Genomic DNA, 19,819 nt, shown 5'->3' on the forward strand with positions numbered 1-19,819 from the left:
CCCTGAAGAAAAGAGATAGACGCTCATGCGCAATCGTTACGCGATCATCTGGGTATGGCTGTTCCTGATTCCCCTGGCGGTCGACTACAAGGGCGAGGAGTCCGCCAGCCATCTTGCGCAGGTCCTGCTGGCGGTGCCGGCAATATTTGCCGGAATGGTGCTGGTGCTGATCGGCCCGCGCTTCACCGGCCACTCCCGCGTGCGCACGGTAGTCACCGCAGCGCTATGTCTGACCCTATTCGGCAGCCTCGTGCCAGAGCTGGTGCAACACAACGACCCCGGCAACTACATGCGCGTGCTGCTGCCATTCGTGCTGTTCCTGCTCGGCTATCGGGTCGCCTGCAGTGCATGGGATGCAAAGCGGATCGGGCAAATCGAACGCGTCCTCTACTATGCAATGTCGATCTCGCTGGTCTACAGCTTCGTCAACGGCATGCTCGGAAGCGGCGACCTGGAGACCGTGAGGTTTCGCATCGTGTCGGCGACCCTGCTCGGTCTGCAAGCCATGTTGCTACACGAATTCGTGCTCTCCAGACGAGTCACCAAAATGACGCTGATGCTATTCATCGGCACCGTCATGGTGGAGTTGTTAAGCGTGACGCGCAGTCTCGTGGTTGGCACGGTCCTGCTCTTTTGTTATGCGACCTGGCTGGGTGCCCCGTCAGTCCGGCATCTCATCAAGGCGGGTGTGCGAGCGGTGATCGTCGCAGCGATGATAGGCAGCACGGCGGTCGCCGTTTCGATGATGTTTCCGGAGGTCGCTGCACATTGGACGCAACGTGTGTTCGCGGCGAAGATGACCCGCTCCGGCATGGACCCGACCACCGTCACACGTCTCGCGGAACTGAAGGACCAGTATGACCAGGTGACGTCGTCGACGACCTCACTGCTGCTCGGCATGGGCTATGGACACTATTATCGCTACTCTCCCGTCTATCTTTGGGCGCTCGAGGGACAGATAACCAAACGCGATTTCTATGCGATCCACGACTGGGGAGCGGGCCACAACTTCTGGGGGTACCAGTTGTTCGCCGGGGGCCTGATGTTCGGCCTTGGGCTGCCTGTCGCGGTCCTTTATGCGACCTGGTGTGGCACCGTGTCCTATCGACGCTGGCGTCGTCTGGCCCCCGACATGCCCTTCCTGCCGGTCATGGGACGCTCGCTGCTGATGGTTGCGAGCCTGCTGGCCATGTCCATCGGAGGCAATCCGTTAGGGCCGCGTTTCTCCGGGCTGGTCTTTGGCGTGGCCCTCGGCTTGCTGGTCGGCAGCCACGCCCGACTGTCACAGCAAGCCCCTGCGAAAGCAATCCGTTCCATCGCCCCGGCGACGCCGGCCGCTGCGCAGCCAATGCTGCTCCCCGGTACGCGGATCAAGGGCGCCTGATGACGCGAGGCTCGCCAGTCAGGGGACAGCCAGCTTGTGCCGCTGCGACACGATGGCCTTCGCCAGTGCCATGAAAGGCCGCTCGATCAGGTGGAAGCTGAGCGTCGCCACCACGATGGAGCCGCAGAGCGCGATCAGCATCACCCACGCAAGCGGCAGCGAGGCGTTGAGCAATTTGATCGCCGCAATCAGAATCGGTATGTGCCACAGGTAAAGGCTGTACGAGATGTCGCCAAAGAAGCGCGCGACGTTGATTCTGAGCAGACGTCCAGCGTTCGCTGAGTTGATCGCGGCGAGCATCAGCACGGTGGCGGCGAAACCTTGCAGACATTCGACGACGCTGCCGATCCAGAAGGGCGTCGTTGGGCTGGTTCGCAGATAGTAGATGGTGAGGAAAGCTGCCACCGCTACGGCGCGTCTGAACGCGACGCGCTTTGCAAGAAACCACTCGCTTAGCACTTGACGGTGCGTCGCCAGGAGAATGCCAAAGACAAACACGGGCACATATTCGACCGTGCCGGCAATGCTCGGCGCGATGCCATCCAGCAGTATCGCCAGTGGCACCATCGTCAGGGTGACGGGGATCACGAGCGGAAGCGCCCGTCTCGACGCAAATGCGACCAGCAGCGGAAAAATGATCGAGATGCGCATCTCGTGAACCAGCGACCAGACCACCGGATTCACGCGCTCGGTATCGAATGACCCGATCAGTAACAGATGGCTCATCACCACATCGAGAGTCGGCGCGGGTTGTTGCGCCGACTCGTGATACCAGACGCTCAGGCCAGCATCGTTGAAGCCGGGCAATGCACTTGCCATCACACAGGCCGTGACGATAGCCAACCAGTAGGCTGGCAGGATGCGCAGGATTCGCCTGACCAGATAGTTGCCGTAGGACATCCTGCGCCCCCCCAGGAACGCCTGTGAGAGGACGAATCCGCTGAGCGCAAAGAACAGGAGAACGGACCCGTGTCCCCCGAGGAGCACGTGCAACGGCGTGTATTTCAGCAAGACAGAAAGCCAGCCGCTGTGCAACGTGACACCGCTGTAGAACTGCGGCAGGACAATCAGAAAATGCGTACTGACCACGATCAGTGCGGCGATGCCACGAAGCGAATGCAGCTCGGCGTAATTGGTCTTCACGTTGCCCCCTCCCCGTTAAATCGATATTACGGGCGGGGATCCGGCGTCTCCTGCACGCGGCGGTTACAAGCTAAGGTTCGTCGGCAGGATGCTTGCACGGTTCGCCGTTCTTCATCCAGCAGTCTTTCCATCGTCTGCTGCAGGGTCTATCGTTGTAGATAAATTTGCGTGACTTCCCGATACGCTGTTCGCTCCGCAAGCCGCTGCACATGCAATGAATCGACGCTGGTCGCCCAGCTGGTCTGTCCATCGCCGCCCAGGACGGTGCCGGGTTGCCCTGGCTCGCGACCACCTTTAGAAGGTGAGTCGTGTCAGGGTGTTCGTGCCTGCCAGGACATCGCGCCAGGCGTTGCCCTCGACCTTGTCTTCTGATGTCCTCCACTTCAGCCAGCCGCCATGAGAAACCATGCGCCCCCACACCGAGACGACGCAGCACCTGAGACGCTCCTCGAGCAAACCGCCCGCGCACTGGTAGCAATCGTGCTTCAACTGACGCTTGTGATCACAGCGGCCGCCAGCCCACCCGGCGGCGACGGCAACAGCGGCAGCACATCGGTTTCGTCCCCCACATCCGGCCGTTCCATGGCCGTCGCAACGGCAATGACGACGGCGAGCGGGGCCGCCTCGTCCGCCCACGCGCTCCTCTGCGGCAGCCCTTCAGCGCCCGCGAGTACGGCGGCACCCGGCGATCCGATCGAAGCGGATACCCCCGGCAGCGACGGAACGCGCATGTTCCCGGCCGGCCAGCCGTTCATGCTGACGTTCACGACGCGCGCGAGAGCGAACGATACGCTCGTCTGGCAAATCGCCGACGCGTGGAGCAACGTGCAGGCATCCGGACAGTTCGCCGTGTCGGGCGGTGCGCAGGCCGTGTCGCTCCGTTGCGTATCGACGCTGGCCGGTTACTTCGCGATTTCGGCCACCTTGCGTTCGGCCGGCGGAACCCTTCCGTCGCGCGGCACACGGCCCGCAGACATCGCCACTTTCGGAGTGCTGCCTGATCTGGCCGGCACGCTGCCAGCGCCCAGCTATCCGCACCAGGATCTGCACCGTTTTGGTGGGCAAGGTGCCGCTTTCCTGCTCCCCGGAGAGCACTGCTGCCCGGGCGATGGCTACCGGCCCCTCTATACGGACCTCGGCCTGACATGGGTCAACGACAACCGCAACTGGTATCTGATGGAGCCCAATGGCCCGAACACCTTCGACCCGGCCACATACCCACTCGCGCGATATTTCAGGCAAGGCGACCTGCTCCGCCTGATCCAGCTCGACGGCATCCCTGCATGGGCGAGTCCCACCGGCACCGCGACCCACAGTTATGCCCCGACTTCGCTGTCCCGTTACCAGGACTTCATGAGACGCGTCGGCCAGGAATCCAGCAAGACGCGCAACCGGTACTTCCCCGCCCAGTCGAGGAATTACTACCAGGTGACGTGGGAGCCAGACTACGGCAGCGGTCTACCCTGGCGCGATAGTGATGCCAGTTTCGTCGCAATGTATCGGGCGACGTGGCAAGGGATTCATGCCGGCGACCCCAACGCACTGGTGATGGGAACGACCAATGCGACAGTCTCCGCGAATACCCAGTGGCTGCAGCGCCTCGCGCAACTCGGCATCGCGCAGTATCTCGATGGCGTAACGGTTCATGGCTACTACGACGTGGGCACTTCGCCGTCGCATCCGCCCGAGCGACTCGTCGGCAATAGCGCCCCAGGCATGGCCGCGCTGGCGCTACCGGCGTCGATGCGCGCATTGCGTCGGCAGATCACCGACATGCTCAAGCCCGGTGCGCGGCTCTTCGTGACCGAAACCGGAATCAGCTACGACCTCGGCTCGGCTTACGGCTCGACCTATCCGACGGCCAACGTTCTGTACGCGCATGGCGCAGTCGTCGTCCGCACGCACCTGATCCTGCTCGGAGAAGGTGCGGACGTGACCTATCTGTTCTTCGCGGCTGACTTTCCGGTGCAGGTCGGCTACGGACTCTTCTTCGATCTCGTCGGCCCTCAAGGCGGCGCGGCCGGGTCGACGTCGGTCAGTCCCAAGCCCGCGGCGCTCGCGGCTGCGGCGATGACGCGTATCATCGACGGCACGAATACGCTAGGCCCCGTCAATGCCACGCCAGCGGGCGTCTATGCCTATGCGTTCCAGCAGTTGAACGGCGGCAAGGTAATCACCGCGGCCTGGGCGCATAGCAATGCGGTATGGAACGCGAGCGCAGGCTTCAGCGCTGCCTACCAGGTGGGATACAAGCTGCAAGTCGATGCGCCCGGCACCTCCGGCCAGGTCAGCGTGCTTGACATAATGGGCAATGCGTCGAGCGTCGGTTACAGCAATGGCGTCGTCGCGCTGACGCTGAGCGAAACGCCGATCTACGTGATCTCGAGAAACGCGGCGGTTGTCAAGGCGAACGTCACAACACCCACTGGGTACGTTGCCCAGTAACCTTGTCCTGATGCGCACAGAGTCAGGCGCAAATTTCCCGGCGCAACTGTGAACCACCACCGCTTGCGGACATGTCACGCCCAAACTGTCCTGGCGCTGAATGACGCCCGGCGGCATGCCTCGCGGTTCCGCCGGCACATTTCTGCTTGAGATATGGTTGGCTCATCGACCATTGCGTGATGCTGTCCTACCCGGCCACCTATAGTCCCGAACCGAATCTGATCGCAATCATCTGGAGCCTGTCAGATACCTCTGGCGACGCTTCGTCACACGGCCCCAGGAAACCATCGACACCAAAATTCTAGGCGGCCTTCACCTCATCGAATTTCAGATCAACTTCCCGCAAATAGTGAGTGCGATGTTCGCCCGGCTTCCAGCATTCGACACCGAGGCTGTTACCCCACCTCTCCTCATTCTCTACTTCTCGAAACCTGGAGTCGGGAGAGTCGCCCAAAAAAGCCCTTCTGATACCTACGAACCCCGCTCGTTCAAGCTCCGGTTCGATCGATTTGTAGTCCCACATCCAGAGATGCTGGGAGTTCCCGAGCCACGAAGCGATGAAACCCTTCAGGCTACGAGCGCGCCCCTCGTGACCGAGGAAAGTTTCACGCATAAATACCAGAGCTGCATCGTTTGACGGACTACTGACGTACTGTTTTGCGAGGTACTCCAGATCCGGCAGTACGAGGCGGAATGTCCCACCATGTCGCAATACTGCATACGTGTTTTTCAAGGCCGCCCTGAAGCCATCAAGCGGCAGATGTTCCAGAACATGCGAACAATAGACTCCATCGCATGATTCCGGTTCGATCGGGAGGCCCTTCACGATGTCGCCATACTCCACGTTCTCCGGGAAGCGCATCGCATTTCTCGTATACAGCGAGCCAACGAGTGGCAAGCGCTCAAAGCGCAACGTAGGCGAAGCATCAAAATTTCGCCATCCATGTGGTGCGGACCAACCGCAGCCATATTGAATATACTGATTTTTCATCTTGATGATCGTGATCGTGAGCTTAAGTAAAGTTGCGACACATGGACGTCTCCCTGGATGGTTGTGACAGCCGCTCCATTGCCGGATGTCACAACATCGGGCACGATCAAGCCAGCACCGATGTGGGCATTGGCCGCGCGCATCGCATCGCTTCCCGCGTGTTCAATGCGGGCTCGTATCCCCTCCTCTGGAAATATCCCCGATGTGGCTTCTCAAGTCTCTTGCGTTTGATCATACAGCCGCAGACGTTTTCCGAAGGCCATCCGACCGAATAGAGCGACACACTGACGGAAAGTGACCCTATCACCACAGTGTGGGCAACCCGCAGGTGGTCTCACCCCGGTTCAGTAAACCCTCGTTCTGCTGCATGTTTCGATCGGAACCGGTGGCGTGCTCGACCGACATACCGCCGATGCCGAATCCATCCAGGCAACAAGAGCGTTCCTTGAAGCAGACGGTCGTAATGGCAAGCGTATCGATCGATCGCAACACACGTGAGCGCCGCAAACGCCTCGCAAACAGGGCTCCTATGCCGTGATGGCCGGGCTGTGTTCAGCAGTCGCGCGATGCGTGAAGCGTCGCACAAGGGTCGCCCGCACCGGCCGCTCGATCACGCAAAACACGAGCACGCTCGACAACACCAGGCCGAACAACAGCGGCAGCCCACTGTTGTGATCCATGCCGGAAATCGCGGCGAGATGCATGAGTGGTACGTGAATCAGATAGAGGGAGAAGCTCGCCTCTCCCAGCAATACCAGCGGCCGCATACTGAGCAAACCCCACACAGGTCGCTTCTGGACGGCAAGCCCCCCAATCAGCAGCGCAAAGCATGGCGACAGCAGGTAGTACGCCGGTTCTACGGGACGCCCTACGAGCAGCAGGCCGATTACGACCAAAGCGATCGCCGCTGCGACCCTCCCCTTGTGATCCGCCTGGCTGGAGCCAGCCAGCGACGCCCGGCAATATCGCTCGGCAGCAATCCCAAGTACGAACTCGAACAAATGCGTTAGCGGCCATTGCGAGATTAAGAATCCGCTGCGCGACGGCGCCAGCAGCTCGTGCGCCGCGACGACCCACAGGCCCTGCGCACAGAATCCCGCGATAAGCAGCAGGGCCCGCTGCGGCCAGGTCAGTCGCGCGATGAACCGCACCAGCAGCGGAAACATCAGATAGAAAAAAACCTCGCATGAAATGCTCCACGCCGGTCCGTTCCACGGCTGATTGACCGTTGCAAACGGCAGCCACGCGGTCAGACAGAGCAGTTGCGCGAGCAGACTGGTGATCAACGGCAGCGTCGGATTGCCCGGTATTCCATACCATTCGAACAGATGTGTCTTGTCGTCCGAAATCAACAGGACCGCGGTCACGGGCGCCGCCAGCGTGAGCGAAACCAGCAGCATCGGATAGATCCGCGCGAAGCGCGCCACGTAAAAGCGGCGCAGCGCGTCGCGATTGAAGTCGTCGCTGTAGTTGTGCGCAAGGATAAAGCCCGACAGGACAAAAAAGAACGTCACCGCAGGCCGGCTGTCACCGGCGACCCAAAGCACTGGCGCCGGGAAATGCATGAAGCCCATGACCACCAGATGCGAGGTCACCACCCACAGCGCCGCAAAAAAAACGGACGCAGGTCAGCGCGGGCAGTGCGCTGCGAGACTCGCGTGACGTCGATCTCATGCTGTGGACCTTTGTCGATCAAGTGGGCGGCGGCCGCCATTCTCGCGTTTGAACAGGCCGCTGCACAAAACGCGTTTCAGGGGCCCGCAGCCAGGGCAAACGACTCGCCTTCCAGAACGCGCAGCAAGTCACGCGACATCGCATCGACGGTGAATCGCGCCTTGAACAGATCGCGTGCCCGCGCGCTCATTTGTGCGTGGCACTCAGTATCCAGAGTCAGCCAACGGCGCAGATTCTTCTCGGTGCCCTCCACCGTGTCGGCGGCAACGAAGCCAGCCCCATCCGCGTCGACCTCGCGCCAGATGTTCACCTTGTTCGAAATGAGCGCCGGGACGCCGCAGCCTAACGCCTCGGCCACCGCTACGCCGAAGTTCTCCTGGTGCGAAGGCAGCACGAACGCCTCGCTCGCATAAAAGGCGCCCCACTTGAGCGGGCCCTGCAACATGCCAGTCCACGTGATGCGCTGCGCGACGCCGAGTCTCTCCGCCTGCTCGTGCAACGTCGAGCGCCACCCGGCACTGTCCGGGCCGGCGATCACGAGGTGGGCGTCGCCATCCAGCCCGGCGACGTTTGCAAAGGCACTGATCAGCAGATCGCAGCCCTTCTTCTCGTGGATCCGGCCGAGAAACAGGATCACGCGCTTGCCCCGCAACTGCGGATATTCCAACAGGAAACTCTCCCGCAATTCCACGTCGTTCTGCGGTGGCGCGCTGGTGCCGTAGGTCGATACCGCTTCTGTGGCGCGATACAGCCAGAACGACTGACGCGCCAGCAGGCGCTCGTCTTCTGTCGTGAACAGCACCGCGCGCGCATCGCGCAACACCCGATATTCGGCCCACGGCCAGTACAGCCATTTCTTCAGGTGCTTCAGCGCATACGCCCGCTTGAACCAGGGATCCAGCATCCCGTGCGGGTAGACGTAATACGGCACGTCGACCTCTCGCAGGGCACGCCACGCACCGAAGCTGTGGTATTGCCAGAGGCCGTTGACAATGACTGCGTCGAATTGCGATGCGTGAGACTGCAGCCATGGCACGAGGCGCGGACAATACCGGTAGTTGCCGCGCGATGGTCCCAGCGCATGAACCGGAAGCGGGAAGTCCTGCAGAAATGTCGCACCGGGGTCGTCGAGCGTCACCACTTCGACTTCGTGCCCCATCTCCATCAAGGTCACGCCGCCCTGGCGCACGCCTTCCGCCGGGCCACCCGCCTTCGGATCAAGCGACGCGAGTAAATGGAGAATTCTCATCGCCGTCATTTCTTGCCGAATGGCAGCAGCGTGCGGCTGGAATCGAGCGACATCGCTGCCCACGTCAGTTCGTCGTCCGCCGGCACCCGCGGGCCATCGTGCCCGTCGCTGATCCGGTGTTGCCCCCCCATGCCTGCCTGCGAAATTCCCAGCTCACTGGCGATTCGTCCAGCGAGGCGCAGTGCCAGTGCAACAATCGTGATGGTCGGAAAATTCGAACCCACCGTGGGGAAAACCGAACTGCCAGCGATATACAGGTTCGTCATCCCGTGCACTCTGCAGTTTCGATCGACGACACCCTCTCTGGGCGAGTCGTGCATGCGCGTCGTGCCCATATGATGCCAGGTGCCTTCGAGTTCCGCTGGCCAGGAACCGCCCTCGATCGGCGGATCCAGCGTAACCTGGGCCACGCCGCTGCGCTCTAGCTCCTCGCCGACAAGTGCGAAAGTGCGATCGAAGGTACGCTGCACATTCGACGTCAGATGCCACGCGACGCGCACCCGGTTCATGCCGAGCCGGTCTTTCTGCGTCGAGAGCGTCACGCGGCTATCCGGATTCGGCTCCGCTTCGGCGATGGCTTGCATCTTGACCTGCCTGATCAATGGGCGGGGATGCAGGATGCGGGTCACGCCGAAGCCTAGCGTGTCGACCGGATGCGCAACCATCGTCGCGAGATCGCGCGCTGGACGCCAGCCGGGCTGATCCTTGTGCAGCAGCGCCTGCTTGCAGCGAATCAACGCTTCGGCCGCGTTGCTGCCCTCGCCGCTAAACAACGAGAAGAACCAGACACGCGCATTCAGCAAACGCTCCCGCTTGAGCAGTTCAGGGGTTAGCGCGAATTGTGACGCAATGCGCGTACCGTGCGCTGACACCGCGTTGTTCTGGTAGTGGTACTTGATGTCGTACAACTTGTCGCGCGACCATGCCCGGTTGAAGCGAACGGTCGCCGACATCAGCCGCGGGTGATCCATATAGAAGCGACCGACGAGATCGTTGCCGTTGCCAAGACCGGCCGGCTGGACCTTGTTCGAAGCCAGCAGCAGGCGCGCATTCTCGATGCCGCCCGTGGCCAGCACGAAAATCTTCGCGCGTACGCTGATGCGACGACCGCTCAACGTCGCAACCTGCACCTTCGACACTGTGTGTGCCTCATCCGGGGTCTCGATGTTGACCACGTTTGCATACAGGTACACGCAGACCCGCCGCGATTGCCCGAGATCCTTCCGATAGAGCTTGCCAAAGCGCGCTGGCGGGCTGAACTGGGAGATCATATCGCGCACATTGCCGGTGACAAGCGGCACGCGGCGCACATCGCGCCGCCCGATCGAGGTTTCCCAGAACTGCGGATCGAAGTTGTTGGGGCCAAGCCTCAGCACCGCATGGGTGCGCGCGTAATACGGTGCGAGCTCGTCCAGACCGAACGGCCAGCCGCTATGCGCGACCCAATCGCGCTTTTCGAAATCGAACGGGTCGAGCGGGCGGCACCACCCACCCCAGCAATTGCTGCTACCGCCCAGATAGCGGCTGCGACTACCGTCCGCGAATTGATAGGGCAAGCCCGCGTTCTCACCACGGTACAGATCGCGGGTCTGCTCATCCGGCTTGAAGCCGCCGCTCTCGAGCACGCACGTGTCGATCCCGAGCTTTTCCATTTCCAGCGCAAGTGTAATGCCTGCGGCACCGGCGCCAATGATGCACACTGCGCTCTCGACGCAGGAGCCTTCCTCGATAGTGCGGGTATCAATGAACATCCCGATCGCTCCTCGATGGATTCCGTCGCGGCTCCATCCGCGACGCTCTCCAATCATCGGTCACGCAAACAGTCGTGATCCGACAAGAACGCCGCGTGACCCGCCACACTGCGCACGCCAATCTGAGGAAACGACATGCTTCCTGACCGGGCGCATCGGACTGATCCGTCCTAAGGTGCCGCAGACAATGCCGTTTGATCCCGCCAAGATGGGGTGCTGACGCGCCAGGTTGCGACACCGGGATTTGAGGTCTCTTAGACTTTGCGCTGAGATCGCTCAACTCTGAACGATATGCCGAGGCAAGCATGCACAAGATCCTTAGTCCAATCGGGACGGAAATTGAGATCCCAGAGGTTGCCGCCGAAAACGGGACGCTGTTCGACCTGACGGACCTCGCGGGCGCGAGTCGTTACTATGAGGAAAACGGGTACGTCGTCGTTCGCGGCGTGGTCACCACGGGTATGTGCGATGCCATCCGCCACGCATTCGACCAGACCGTCAAGCGCTATCCGGGTTACATCTATCGACAGGCCACCGCAAACCCTGAAAAGAACCGGATGAACGAGCATGGATTCGTGATGAATCCGCTGCTCAATCTTCAGTCTCTCAGTGATGCGGACTTTGCGTCGCTTAAAGGACGTGCAGTGAAGGTGTTTGCGAGCGAGCCCATCAAGGCCATCAATAGAGCGTTGTTTGGCGAAGAAGGCAAGCTGGTCCAGAGCATGTATTTCGAAGGAAACTCCGAGACATGGCCGCATCAGGACACGTATTACCTCGACAGCGAGAACATTGGCACCATGTCGGCATGCTGGTATGCGCTTGAAGACATCGATGCGGGAGCCGGTCGCTTCTTCGTGATCCCTGGCAGCCACCGCATCGACATGGCGAAGAACGGCAAGGACTTCGACGTGGCGTTCAATCACGGACGTTACAAGGAACTGATCCTGAAGGTCATTGCCAGACACCAGCTTGAATTCCGGGCACCCTTCCTGAAAAAAGGCGATGTCCTGTTTTGGAACGCCAAAACCATCCACGGCAGTCTGCGGACGACGCGACCGCAATTCTCGCGTAGTTCGCTGACCTCGCATTTCATTCCGGCATCTCATCGGTTTCTCCAGTTCCAGTCGAAGATCAAGCCGCTCAATCTTCGCGAATTCAACGGAATGGCATTTCACTGCCCGAAGGACATGGACCGTCTGTCAAGCCGGGTCGTGCTGGGTGTCGAAACGATGTTCCCGAAGACGTTTCAAATGACGAAGAAGCTGGCGATCAAGGCGCTGGTGAAGTGAACAGGCAAATGACCAAAGTCGTCGATCTGAGTCTCGCTGGCCGCGGCAACTACGTGTCGAACCGGGGAGCGTTCACGCTGCTCGCCTGGTTTGTGATTGAAGCGTGCATCGTCAATAACCGGCTCATGCCCGTATCGCGCTTGCGCGCGGCGTTGCTCAGACTATTCGGCGCCCGGATCGGCAAAAACTGTCGATTCCTTCATGCCATTCGCGTGAAGTCGCCGTGGAATCTGGAAGTCGGCGACAACTCGTGGTTCGGTGAGGATGTATGGATCTACAACCAGGCGATGATTCGCATCGGCTCTAACGTCTGCATATCGCAAGGCACGTTCCTGACTTCGGGCTCCCACGACCTCGATGAAGACATGGACCTTCGTGTTTCGCCTATCGTCATCGAAGACGGTGTATGGATCACGTCGAAGTGTGTGATCCAGAAGGGCGTGACGATAGGGAGGTCCACTGTCGTGACCCCACTGTCCGTGGTGCATCGATCGCTGCCTGCGGAAGGAATCTACGGCGGCAATCCCTGTCGTTTCATCCGGAAACGCTTTGCATCCTGAAGGTTGACGCTCAAGGCAAGACAACCGTTAGCCTTGTCGGGGCCTTTCCGCCCTGAAGACTGTCCATATGGTGAGCGCCAGTGACCCAAGACGACCGGCTAGTTGTACTGGACCTGGGTAGAGCAGTGGCGATACTTGGGGTAGTTGCCGTCCATCTCTGCTCATGGGTGCCGGCGTTACCGTCCTGGCTGTCGCTGCTGGCCGGGAGTGGCCAATATGGGGTTCAGCTCTTTTTTGTCATCAGCGCGTTCACGATCTGCAAGACCCTCGCCGATGACCGGAAAAAAGGTCTGGACACAGCCCCCCTGATCCGACGGTTCTATCTGAAGCGCTTCGCCCGGATTGCCCCGCTGTACTACCTTGGCATTGTGATCTATGGCGTGCTCGATCGGGTTGCGATCAGAATCAGCCATGTGCACGTGCTGAGCGCGCACGGCACGTGGGACGTGCTGGCGAACGCGCTGTTCGTTCATCAATTCGTCCCGGGTGCGATCAACAGCGTCGTGCCAGGGGGCTGGTCTATCGGCGTTGAAATGGCGTTCTATGTCGTAGCGCCCGCGCTGTTCCTGATGTCCAGAACGCGGCGGGGCCTGTGGCTTGTCGCTGCAACCACGCTTGCGGTCTGCTACGGGACTGTCTGGTTCGCCCTACGCGGTGCCAGTACCAACGCTGTCATCAACAATACGTTTCTGTACTACTGGCCACCCACCCAGTTCCCGTGTTTCATACCCGGCATCATGCTGTGGAGCTATTGCAGAGAAAAATTCCAGCACGAGCGTCCGGACCTCCACATGGTGGTTCTCGCCGGCGTCGGCGTGACAGCCGGTTATGCGGCCTTGCTGGCCACAGGCGCCGGGCTGAATCTATCGTACGCTATCACTCCGTTGATAGCCGCAGCAACGGGTGCCTCCTTGCTGCTGCTATTCGCGGCCTCTCGCGAAGCGTTGACGAAAATTCGGATCGCGCAAAAACTTGGGGAAAGAAGCTATGGCGTGTACATCTGGCATTTCCTGGGCATTTTCATCTTCCGGCTCATTGGAAAGACGTTCGGCGCCCAGTTGCAAGTGATTCCGCCCGTCTTGCTGTTCGCGCTTGGCGTGACGCTTGTTACGCTCCTTGCGTACGCGCTGTCTACCTGTTCGGAACGCCTTGTAGAAAGGCCGGCATCGCGATGGATGCGCGAAAAGCTGTCGGGCGGTCCAGCCCCAAAGACGCCAGCAGGCAGTCGCCCGGCTACGTCGCCAGCCACCGATTGAGACGCGTCGAGGCGCCCGGATGATTCCTTCAAGCTCACGGGTTTGGTTGCCCGCATCATCGCTCAATAGAAGTGAGTTTATGCCCCAAGGCTACCCGGCCTCGGGCGCCATCGTCTGCAGCGGGCGCTGTTTCGAAGCATCACGATCGAGTTCGGGACGACGCTGTCAGAACGTCTTGTAGACGATGTCGGGCGCAGGAGCGCTGGAGATCACGAGCGTTAACACCGTGATCACCGCCAGCGCTGTGCTCCACGCAGTCCGTGTGTAACGCGACAACACCAACGGGTGCGCGGACGGCCCGACCAGTAGTGCGCCGGCATGTGCCCAATGCAGCAGCGCCAGCAAAAGCGACGCGCCTGCGAACACCAGCAGCCACACCAGCGCGACCGTGCCCCAGCCGAGCGCGGCGACAATCGCGTTCATCTGCGCCCAGGTTGACCAGAACCAGAACAGGCTGAACGCGAAGAACGTGAAGGTCAACCCACGCGTGCACGCCGAATAGAACCCGTTGTCGCACAGCGCGATATAGCGCTTCTTGCCGAGCCGCACGGTCATCAATATCTGGTAGAGCTTGTTGACGCTGACGCCGCCGCCTTGAAGCAGGCCGAAGAACAGGAACATCGAGGTCTGCCCGTGCCACGCGCCCACCAGAAAGAACGTTACGAAGAACGCGAACACGCCGAGATACGGCTCCGCCTTGCGCGACGGAAAGCGCTTCATCAGCGTGATCAGCAGCGGGTTGTAGACGTAGGTCTTCAGCCAGGTCGACAGCGTGATATGCCAGCGCGCCCAGAAATTGATGAAGTTGGTCGACGAGAACGGCCGGTTGAAGTTTGGCGGCAGTGCGATTCCGAAAAAGCGCGCGACACCCATCACAACGTCGGTGTAGCCCGAGAAATTGAAGTACAGATAGAGCGGATATACGGCAGCGATCACGACGCCGTTCAGCAGGCGGTCCGCAACCGGTTGCGCAGGCGACAGCGCCCCGAGCGCCTGGTGCTGCACGCGCGACAACACCATCGACACGATCGCAACCTTGAAGAAGCCGAACACGATCCGCTCGAGCGCGCGGCCATAGTCGATCACGTCTGGAAGGAGACGCTCGTCGGTCTGCGTCGCGTAGTAGTCCTGGAAGCGCTGGATGGGGCCGGACACCAGAGACGTGAAGTTCAGCACGTAGTTGAGGTAGACGACTGGCGAGATACGCACCAGCAAGCCTGGGCTGCGTGCATCGATGATCAGGTGCAGCATGCGGAAAAATACGTACGACACGCCGATCGTCACATACGGATGGTCCAGCAGAAGGACCGACGGCACGAAGGCGTATCGCTTCAACCAGAAGAACATGACGATCATCAGCGCAAGCAGCGGCACGAAGACTGGCAGCCCAGGCTTTGCCTGCATTGCCCGTGCGCCCGCGAAGCCCACCCCAAGGAACGCGGCGAACGGCACCAGCGCGGCCGGGTCATGCGAAAACGTCGACAGGAACGAGAGGTTCACCAGCACCAATACGAGGTTCTGCCACCTGACGGAGCGCGACAGGTTGAAGACCAGCGCCGCCACCGCCGCGAACGCGAGGAACTGGAATGATGGAACAATCACGATGCTCCCCCGGCTACGGCGTATTGCATGAGTCGAAAGCGGCGATGCCGCTGTGCGACAGACTGGCGATGATCCCGTGGGCCACCGCCTGCGACCCGTCTTCGTTCAGGTGGTTGTCGACCGGGTAATAGAATCGTGCGGGATGTGTCTCGTGGCTGAAGGCTGTGAACAGGTCGACGTAACGGACCCCGTGCCGCTGCGCGATCACGCTCATCGCACGGCCGAGCGCAAACGGATCGACTCCTGATGGCAACGGCTGCGTCGTCAGCAACTCGGCCTGCGCGCGCTGAGGAATGACGACCAGCAGCAGCGGCACACCCGCCATGCGAAACCGGTCGGCGACATCGCCGAGCAACTGGTCGAACGCCGCGAGCCGTTGCTGCCACGCGCGCGAAAAGGGCTGGCGCAGGAAGTCCGCCTTGTCCCCGTAGCGCAGATACATCGAGACCTGTATCTCCGGATTCTCGAACATGAAATGTTCCGCCACCGAGATCGCGCGACTGTCCTGCACCATTCCCCTGGCCACGCCCAGCAGGTCTGGGTGTGCCCTGGGTACGCCGGCGGTCCCGGTCGGCGCGGTCGCCGCGACCCGCTTCAGACCGGCCATCTCCCCGTCGGGCAGAGTCAGCTTCTCGAGGTCGAAGGGCGCAACGACCAGCATCGCGGCGTCCGGCCGAAGGCGCAGCGCCGGGCCGACGCGGGTCTGGAATTTTGCGAGTGGCAAGCCGGTGGTCCCGAGGTTTTGAAATTCGACCGGCCGGCTGCATATGCGCGACATTTGCGCCTCGCTGAGCGCTCCAAACGAGTCCGCGTAAGCGACGCCACTGCCCTCCGCAAACGAGGAACCCAGGATCGCCACGCGCTGCGCCCCAGCCGGCTTCGGCCCGCACGCATCGGTGCTGCGGAAGCCGCATTCGTTGTAGTGATAGGTGATCCAGCCGGTTTCCGGAACCTTGACGCGCATCGTGCAGTTCGGCACGTTGGCAACGCCGAGCGCGTTGTCGCTGACGTGACACTCGCCGCCGGCGTGAGCTTCTGACCATGCCAGCCGTGTGCCCATTTCGGACACGAAGAACAGCAGCAGAACCGTCAGCACGACGATTGCCGGCAGCAGCACGTAGTCGCGCCGCGACAGCGTACATCCTGGTTGTTCGTGACGGCTGGCCATCCGCATTCCTTAAGCTGGCAGTGCCACATCGAAGCCGGTCCGATGCACGACGAAATGCTCGACCGGACGACTGCGCGCGTCCGTCGAGATCTCCCAGACTGTCGTGCCGTCGTCGTGCTCGCCAATCGGAGTGAAGCCGAGCGCTGCGTAGTGATCCTTGACCAGCGCGTTACGCCCGGTCGGCACGTAGCGTCCAGTCACTCGCGCAATGCCACGCTGCGCCGCGTGCGTGAGTATCTCGTTGAGCACCATCTGCTCGACCTTGCGGCCCAGCACCCGGCAACTCATCAGCCAGGTGTCGATATCCCACGTATCGGCCTCGCCGCTGTCGTTGACGGCATCATACGCATCGCCGCGCAACGGGCGACAGATTACGACGGAGATCATCCCGTTGTCGCCGAATATGTCAGTCAGGCGCACCTGCAGCGTGAAGCAGCCGCCGTCCTCTTCGAGACGCACGACGTCGGCTTCGGTATAGCGGCGGGTCGTCAGGTTGAACTGGTTCGACTTGTTGATCAACTGGACAATCCGTGCGCGGCTGACGCCGTCGAACGGGGCGAACGTGATCCGCATCTCCAGCGACTTCAGATACGCGTCGACGTCGCCCGCTTGGTTCTGTAGCGCGATCCGGCGCGCGTTGTCCTCGTAAAACACCGCGCGTTGCCGGTCCTCGGCGACGAACGACAGCGCTTCGAAATAACCCGCCGCATTCAGCGTGCGCGCATACAGCGACGGATCGTCGGGCAGTTCAGGTACCGCCACTTCGGGCAGCATCTCCCGCACCAGGTTGCGCTCAACCGGGTTATCGTCGAGAAACACCATCGATTCAAGGCCGAGCGACAGTTCCTGAGCGATCGCCCGAATATTGGTTGCCTTGTCGTTCCAGTTCGCCTGGAATACCGTAAAGTGGTGCTCGCGCAGCAGCATTTCCGGGTGCTTCTGGAACGGCAGTCTCGCGGTTTCATCATTATTCTTCGACGATACGGCAAGCATCACGCCGCGCTCGCGCAGCGCCAATGCCATCGTCTGAACGCTCAAATGCGCTTCGCCAACCACGTCGCCTTGCGCGATCCGGATTCCTTCAAGCAGGTCGTCGCCGATCACGCCGCCCCACAATGTGTTGTCGAGATCGAGGATCAGCACACGTCGACTCTTGCCGCGCGCCGCACCTGACAGTCGGCCCAGATGGTCCGCATACAGCGGCAGGTAGGCGGCAGAAAAGGGATATTTAGCAAGATTCCATTGCGATGGTGAATGCCAGTTTGCGAGCCCCACTGTCTGCGCGAGCGTGTGGACGCCAAACAGGATCGCATCGCTGGCGGCGACGCGGCGCACCAATTCGTGATTGAAGCGTTCGATCAGGTTGTGCAGCGTGCCCGGGATCGCCGCGTCGCGGCTGCCAAACAGCGTTTCCGGCGGCGGTGCAAGCGTCTGCAGGATCGGCAGCGCGTTGCCGTGCTGGCGCAGCCCTTGTGCGATGCTCTCGAGGTAGTGCAACGCGGCGTTCACACTGGCCTGTGCTCTTTCTTCATTGCCCGGTTCGACACAAAACGGCAGCCCCCGGTAATCGACCGCGACGAGCACTGCGTCGAGTTTCCCGGTGTTGATAGGCGAATCCGGTGTTAGCGCTTCCTGCGACACCTGGTCGTAACGACCCAACACGCAGTCGAGCGCAACGCCGTGTCGGGCGGCCGATGCGACCAGAGGCCAGGCGAGGTGATCGAGCGTGCAGTTACTGACGATGCCGAGCCTGAACGGAGTCAGCGGCGCGAGCGGACGCCCATTGCGGCGCGCGGCAGCGATCGCCTTGCCGAGCCGGACCAGCTGGTTTTCGTCGAGTGCGTGGGTCGCGAGCCAACGTACCAGCTTGCCGGGATCGACGGCCAGGTCGTTCGCGTCGTTGTTTGCGAGTGAGCGGCACTGGGCGGCAAAATCGGCGGGCGGGGGCGGCAGCCATCCCAGCGAGGCATACAGATCATTGACCATGCGACATAACCCCTCAGGCGGACATGGAAACGCTGGTTGACAGGTTACTGCCGCGTCGGCTGACTCCGCGATCCGATCAACTGGACAAATTCGCCGACGTCTTTCAGCCCGACGATGTCAGACGCGGCAAATTTGACGCCAAACGCCTTCTCGACAGTCAGCACGAGCCGAATGTGCGCAAGACTATCCCAGCCATCGATGTCGGCCGCAGTCGTATCGGGGTTCGCGACAATATCGTCATCGTCAAACACGTCGCGAAACACGTCCGTGAGCTTCGCGTAGATTTCCGATTGGATCATTCCATGACCTCATGAAGAGTCGAGCCCTGAGTCCCTTCGTTATCCAGAATTTCTTCCGGCTCGCATTGAATTTCATGCGTCACGTACCGTCGCGTTACCGTCGATCGCCATTTCCGTGCCGCGCGTCGCATCCTGGCTTGCGTAAAACCGCATACGAATGTCCAGATGCTACTAGGTGGCCTTATCCATTTCCGGCCAAACAGTTGGTGTGATACGCCATTCAAATCCGGGGACATGTTCAGGAGCGGGCTTCACTCGAGACACGGCATGCGCACTTCGCAACAGCTCCCGTCTGCGGCGGACCAGCATTTCGGGCAGATCCCTCAGCCGCCACAGGACAGCGGGGAAAAACGGACGCCGGGATTTCAGCAAACGCCTATGCTCAAGCAAAAATGGCCAGATGAGCACAGGTTTTGTCGGCCATGGACTGGCATCACCTCTCAGGCGGAGCACCCACGGTGACTACTATCAGGATACGGTTCCGTTGTCGCCGATGCCGCCACTCGAAGGAGATTCATCATGCTCGAAGTCGCTCGATGTACCGTGTTGACGCTATCCATCGCATGCGCGTGCGGCACCACGTCCGCCCATCAGCCGCAGGGCTATGGCGATGCTCCCACGGCTCGCGGCATGGGAGCGGACCTCGCCGAGGCACGCGGTATGGCCTTCACCGCACCGCCCGTGCTTCTCGACGGAACGGACGACGCGCAACTATCGGGTTCGCCACAGCCGTACGAGGATGCCTATCAATCGCAAATGACGGCCGTCACGCAGCACCAAGACGTTCTGTCGGGGGCAGACGGCACCCATACCCCCACATCGCAGGAACGCATGCTCATCGGGGCAAACGCACCGTTGGCCATGGCCCGGATTGCGCTTGCAGCCCCCCAGGACACCGGAGCCCTGCGCCGTGGGCGCAGCGCCGGCCCGACGCAAGGCCCCGCCGCCGCTGCCCGGAACATCTATGGCGACGGCACGTCCCTTCACCCCATTTACAGGTTGCCGTGGTAGCCGGGTAGCGT

At 61.1% G+C, this 19,819-nt stretch carries 16 protein-coding genes; 6 read left to right on the forward strand and 10 right to left on the reverse strand.

Annotated elements, in window-relative coordinates; translation table 11 throughout:
- Positions 1–25: 25 nt before the first annotated feature.
- Entirely contained in the window at positions 26–1,384 is a 1,359-nt protein-coding gene (locus tag B0G77_RS03455; protein WP_133660846.1) for a hypothetical protein, read from the forward strand.
- Between the two features lie 18 nt (positions 1,385–1,402).
- Here the strand turns inward: B0G77_RS03455 and B0G77_RS03460 are convergent, their stop codons facing one another.
- Together B0G77_RS03460 and B0G77_RS44085 are read right to left on the reverse strand one after the other, a co-directional pair.
- The gene (locus B0G77_RS03460) at positions 1,403–2,527 is read right to left on the reverse strand and encodes an acyltransferase (protein WP_133660847.1); all 1,125 of its coding nucleotides are present in this window, start codon (positions 2,525–2,527) and stop codon (positions 1,403–1,405) included.
- A 485-nt stretch (positions 2,528–3,012) separates the two neighbouring features.
- Positions 3,013–3,258, reverse strand: a complete 246-nt coding sequence (locus tag B0G77_RS44085; RefSeq protein ID WP_243750925.1) for a hypothetical protein — start codon at positions 3,256–3,258, stop codon at positions 3,013–3,015.
- Here B0G77_RS44085 and B0G77_RS03465 point away from each other — a divergent pair.
- Positions 3,257–4,972: a hypothetical protein gene (locus tag B0G77_RS03465; RefSeq protein WP_243750926.1), complete on the forward strand. Its 1,716-nt coding sequence runs from the start codon at positions 3,257–3,259 to the stop codon at positions 4,970–4,972. The genes B0G77_RS44085 and B0G77_RS03465 overlap by 2 nt on opposite strands.
- A gap of 301 nt (positions 4,973–5,273) precedes the next feature.
- Here the strand turns inward: B0G77_RS03465 and B0G77_RS03470 are convergent, their stop codons facing one another.
- The 4 genes from B0G77_RS03470 to B0G77_RS03485 all read right to left on the reverse strand — a co-directional run bounded on the left by B0G77_RS03470 (position 5,274) and on the right by B0G77_RS03485 (position 10,637).
- Entirely contained in the window at positions 5,274–5,963 is a 690-nt protein-coding gene (locus B0G77_RS03470; RefSeq protein WP_133660848.1) for a methyltransferase domain-containing protein, read from the reverse strand.
- A gap of 527 nt (positions 5,964–6,490) precedes the next feature.
- The gene (locus B0G77_RS03475; protein ID WP_279571343.1) at positions 6,491–7,567 is read right to left on the reverse strand and encodes an acyltransferase; all 1,077 of its coding nucleotides are present in this window, start codon (positions 7,565–7,567) and stop codon (positions 6,491–6,493) included.
- Between the two features lie 146 nt (positions 7,568–7,713).
- Complete coding sequence (locus tag B0G77_RS03480; protein WP_133660850.1) at positions 7,714–8,886, reverse strand: glycosyltransferase; 1,173 nt, start codon at positions 8,884–8,886, stop codon at positions 7,714–7,716.
- A gap of 5 nt (positions 8,887–8,891) precedes the next feature.
- Positions 8,892–10,637, reverse strand: coding sequence for a GMC family oxidoreductase (locus B0G77_RS03485; RefSeq protein WP_133660851.1), 1,746 nt, complete (start codon positions 10,635–10,637; stop codon positions 8,892–8,894).
- A gap of 305 nt (positions 10,638–10,942) precedes the next feature.
- Between B0G77_RS03485 and B0G77_RS03490 the strand changes: the two genes are divergently transcribed.
- From B0G77_RS03490 to B0G77_RS03500, 3 genes are all read left to right on the forward strand, one after another.
- Positions 10,943–11,926 (forward strand): phytanoyl-CoA dioxygenase family protein, encoded by a 984-nt coding sequence (locus tag B0G77_RS03490; protein WP_133660852.1) that lies wholly within the window; start codon positions 10,943–10,945, stop codon positions 11,924–11,926.
- Positions 11,923–12,486 carry a putative colanic acid biosynthesis acetyltransferase gene (locus B0G77_RS03495; RefSeq protein WP_243750927.1) on the forward strand — a complete coding sequence of 188 codons (564 nt, stop codon included), beginning with the start codon at positions 11,923–11,925 and terminating at the stop codon, positions 12,484–12,486. The genes B0G77_RS03490 and B0G77_RS03495 overlap by 4 nt, the downstream gene beginning before the upstream one ends.
- An 80-nt stretch (positions 12,487–12,566) precedes the next feature.
- A complete protein-coding gene (locus tag B0G77_RS03500) occupies positions 12,567–13,742 on the forward strand; it encodes an acyltransferase (protein WP_133660854.1) in 1,176 nt (391 codons plus the stop codon).
- Between the two features lie 165 nt (positions 13,743–13,907).
- Here B0G77_RS03500 and B0G77_RS03505 read toward each other — a convergent pair whose 3' ends face one another.
- Genes B0G77_RS03505 through B0G77_RS03520 form a run of 4 tightly spaced genes read right to left on the reverse strand, consistent with a single transcriptional unit; the run spans position 13,908 to position 18,797 of the window.
- On the reverse strand, positions 13,908–15,344 hold the full coding sequence (locus tag B0G77_RS03505; protein ID WP_133660855.1) for an MBOAT family O-acyltransferase: 1,437 nt from the start codon (positions 15,342–15,344) through the stop codon (positions 13,908–13,910).
- A gap of 13 nt (positions 15,345–15,357) precedes the next feature.
- Positions 15,358–16,512, reverse strand: coding sequence for a hypothetical protein (locus tag B0G77_RS03510; protein WP_166656115.1), 1,155 nt, complete (start codon positions 16,510–16,512; stop codon positions 15,358–15,360).
- A 9-nt stretch (positions 16,513–16,521) separates the two neighbouring features.
- The gene (locus B0G77_RS03515) at positions 16,522–18,498 is read right to left on the reverse strand and encodes an HAD-IIIC family phosphatase (protein ID WP_133660857.1); all 1,977 of its coding nucleotides are present in this window, start codon (positions 18,496–18,498) and stop codon (positions 16,522–16,524) included.
- 44 nt (positions 18,499–18,542) lie between these two features.
- Entirely contained in the window at positions 18,543–18,797 is a 255-nt protein-coding gene (locus B0G77_RS03520) for an acyl carrier protein (protein ID WP_133660858.1), read from the reverse strand.
- Between the two features lie 519 nt (positions 18,798–19,316).
- Here B0G77_RS03520 and B0G77_RS03525 point away from each other — a divergent pair.
- Positions 19,317–19,808 (forward strand): hypothetical protein, encoded by a 492-nt coding sequence (locus B0G77_RS03525; protein ID WP_133660859.1) that lies wholly within the window; start codon positions 19,317–19,319, stop codon positions 19,806–19,808.
- Positions 19,809–19,819: the final 11 nt, after the last annotated feature.

This window comes from Paraburkholderia sp. BL10I2N1, from assembly GCF_004361815.1.
In the GTDB taxonomy this organism is placed as follows: domain Bacteria; phylum Pseudomonadota; class Gammaproteobacteria; order Burkholderiales; family Burkholderiaceae; genus Paraburkholderia.

What these genes read in the sequence shown, in the direction of transcription:
- B0G77_RS03455 (WP_133660846.1), top strand. Translation starts at nt 26, where the DNA reads ATGCGCAATCGTTACGCGATCATCTGGGTATGGCTGTTCCTGATTCCC.
- B0G77_RS03465 (WP_243750926.1), top strand. Translation starts at nt 3,257, where the DNA reads ATGTTCCCGGCCGGCCAGCCGTTCATGCTGACGTTCACGACGCGCGCG.
- B0G77_RS44085 (WP_243750925.1), bottom strand. Translation starts at nt 3,258, where the DNA reads ATGCGCGTTCCGTCGCTGCCGGGGGTATCCGCTTCGATCGGATCGCCG.
- B0G77_RS03470 (WP_133660848.1), bottom strand. Translation starts at nt 5,963, where the DNA reads ATGAAAAATCAGTATATTCAATATGGCTGCGGTTGGTCCGCACCACAT.
- B0G77_RS03480 (WP_133660850.1), bottom strand. Translation starts at nt 8,886, where the DNA reads ATGAGAATTCTCCATTTACTCGCGTCGCTTGATCCGAAGGCGGGTGGC.
- B0G77_RS03485 (WP_133660851.1), bottom strand. Translation starts at nt 10,637, where the DNA reads ATGTTCATTGATACCCGCACTATCGAGGAAGGCTCCTGCGTCGAGAGC.
- B0G77_RS03490 (WP_133660852.1), top strand. Translation starts at nt 10,943, where the DNA reads ATGCACAAGATCCTTAGTCCAATCGGGACGGAAATTGAGATCCCAGAG.
- B0G77_RS03510 (WP_166656115.1), bottom strand. Translation starts at nt 16,512, where the DNA reads ATGGCCAGCCGTCACGAACAACCAGGATGTACGCTGTCGCGGCGCGAC.
- B0G77_RS03515 (WP_133660857.1), bottom strand. Translation starts at nt 18,498, where the DNA reads ATGGTCAATGATCTGTATGCCTCGCTGGGATGGCTGCCGCCCCCGCCC.
- B0G77_RS03520 (WP_133660858.1), bottom strand. Translation starts at nt 18,797, where the DNA reads ATGATCCAATCGGAAATCTACGCGAAGCTCACGGACGTGTTTCGCGAC.
- B0G77_RS03525 (WP_133660859.1), top strand. Translation starts at nt 19,317, where the DNA reads ATGCTCGAAGTCGCTCGATGTACCGTGTTGACGCTATCCATCGCATGC.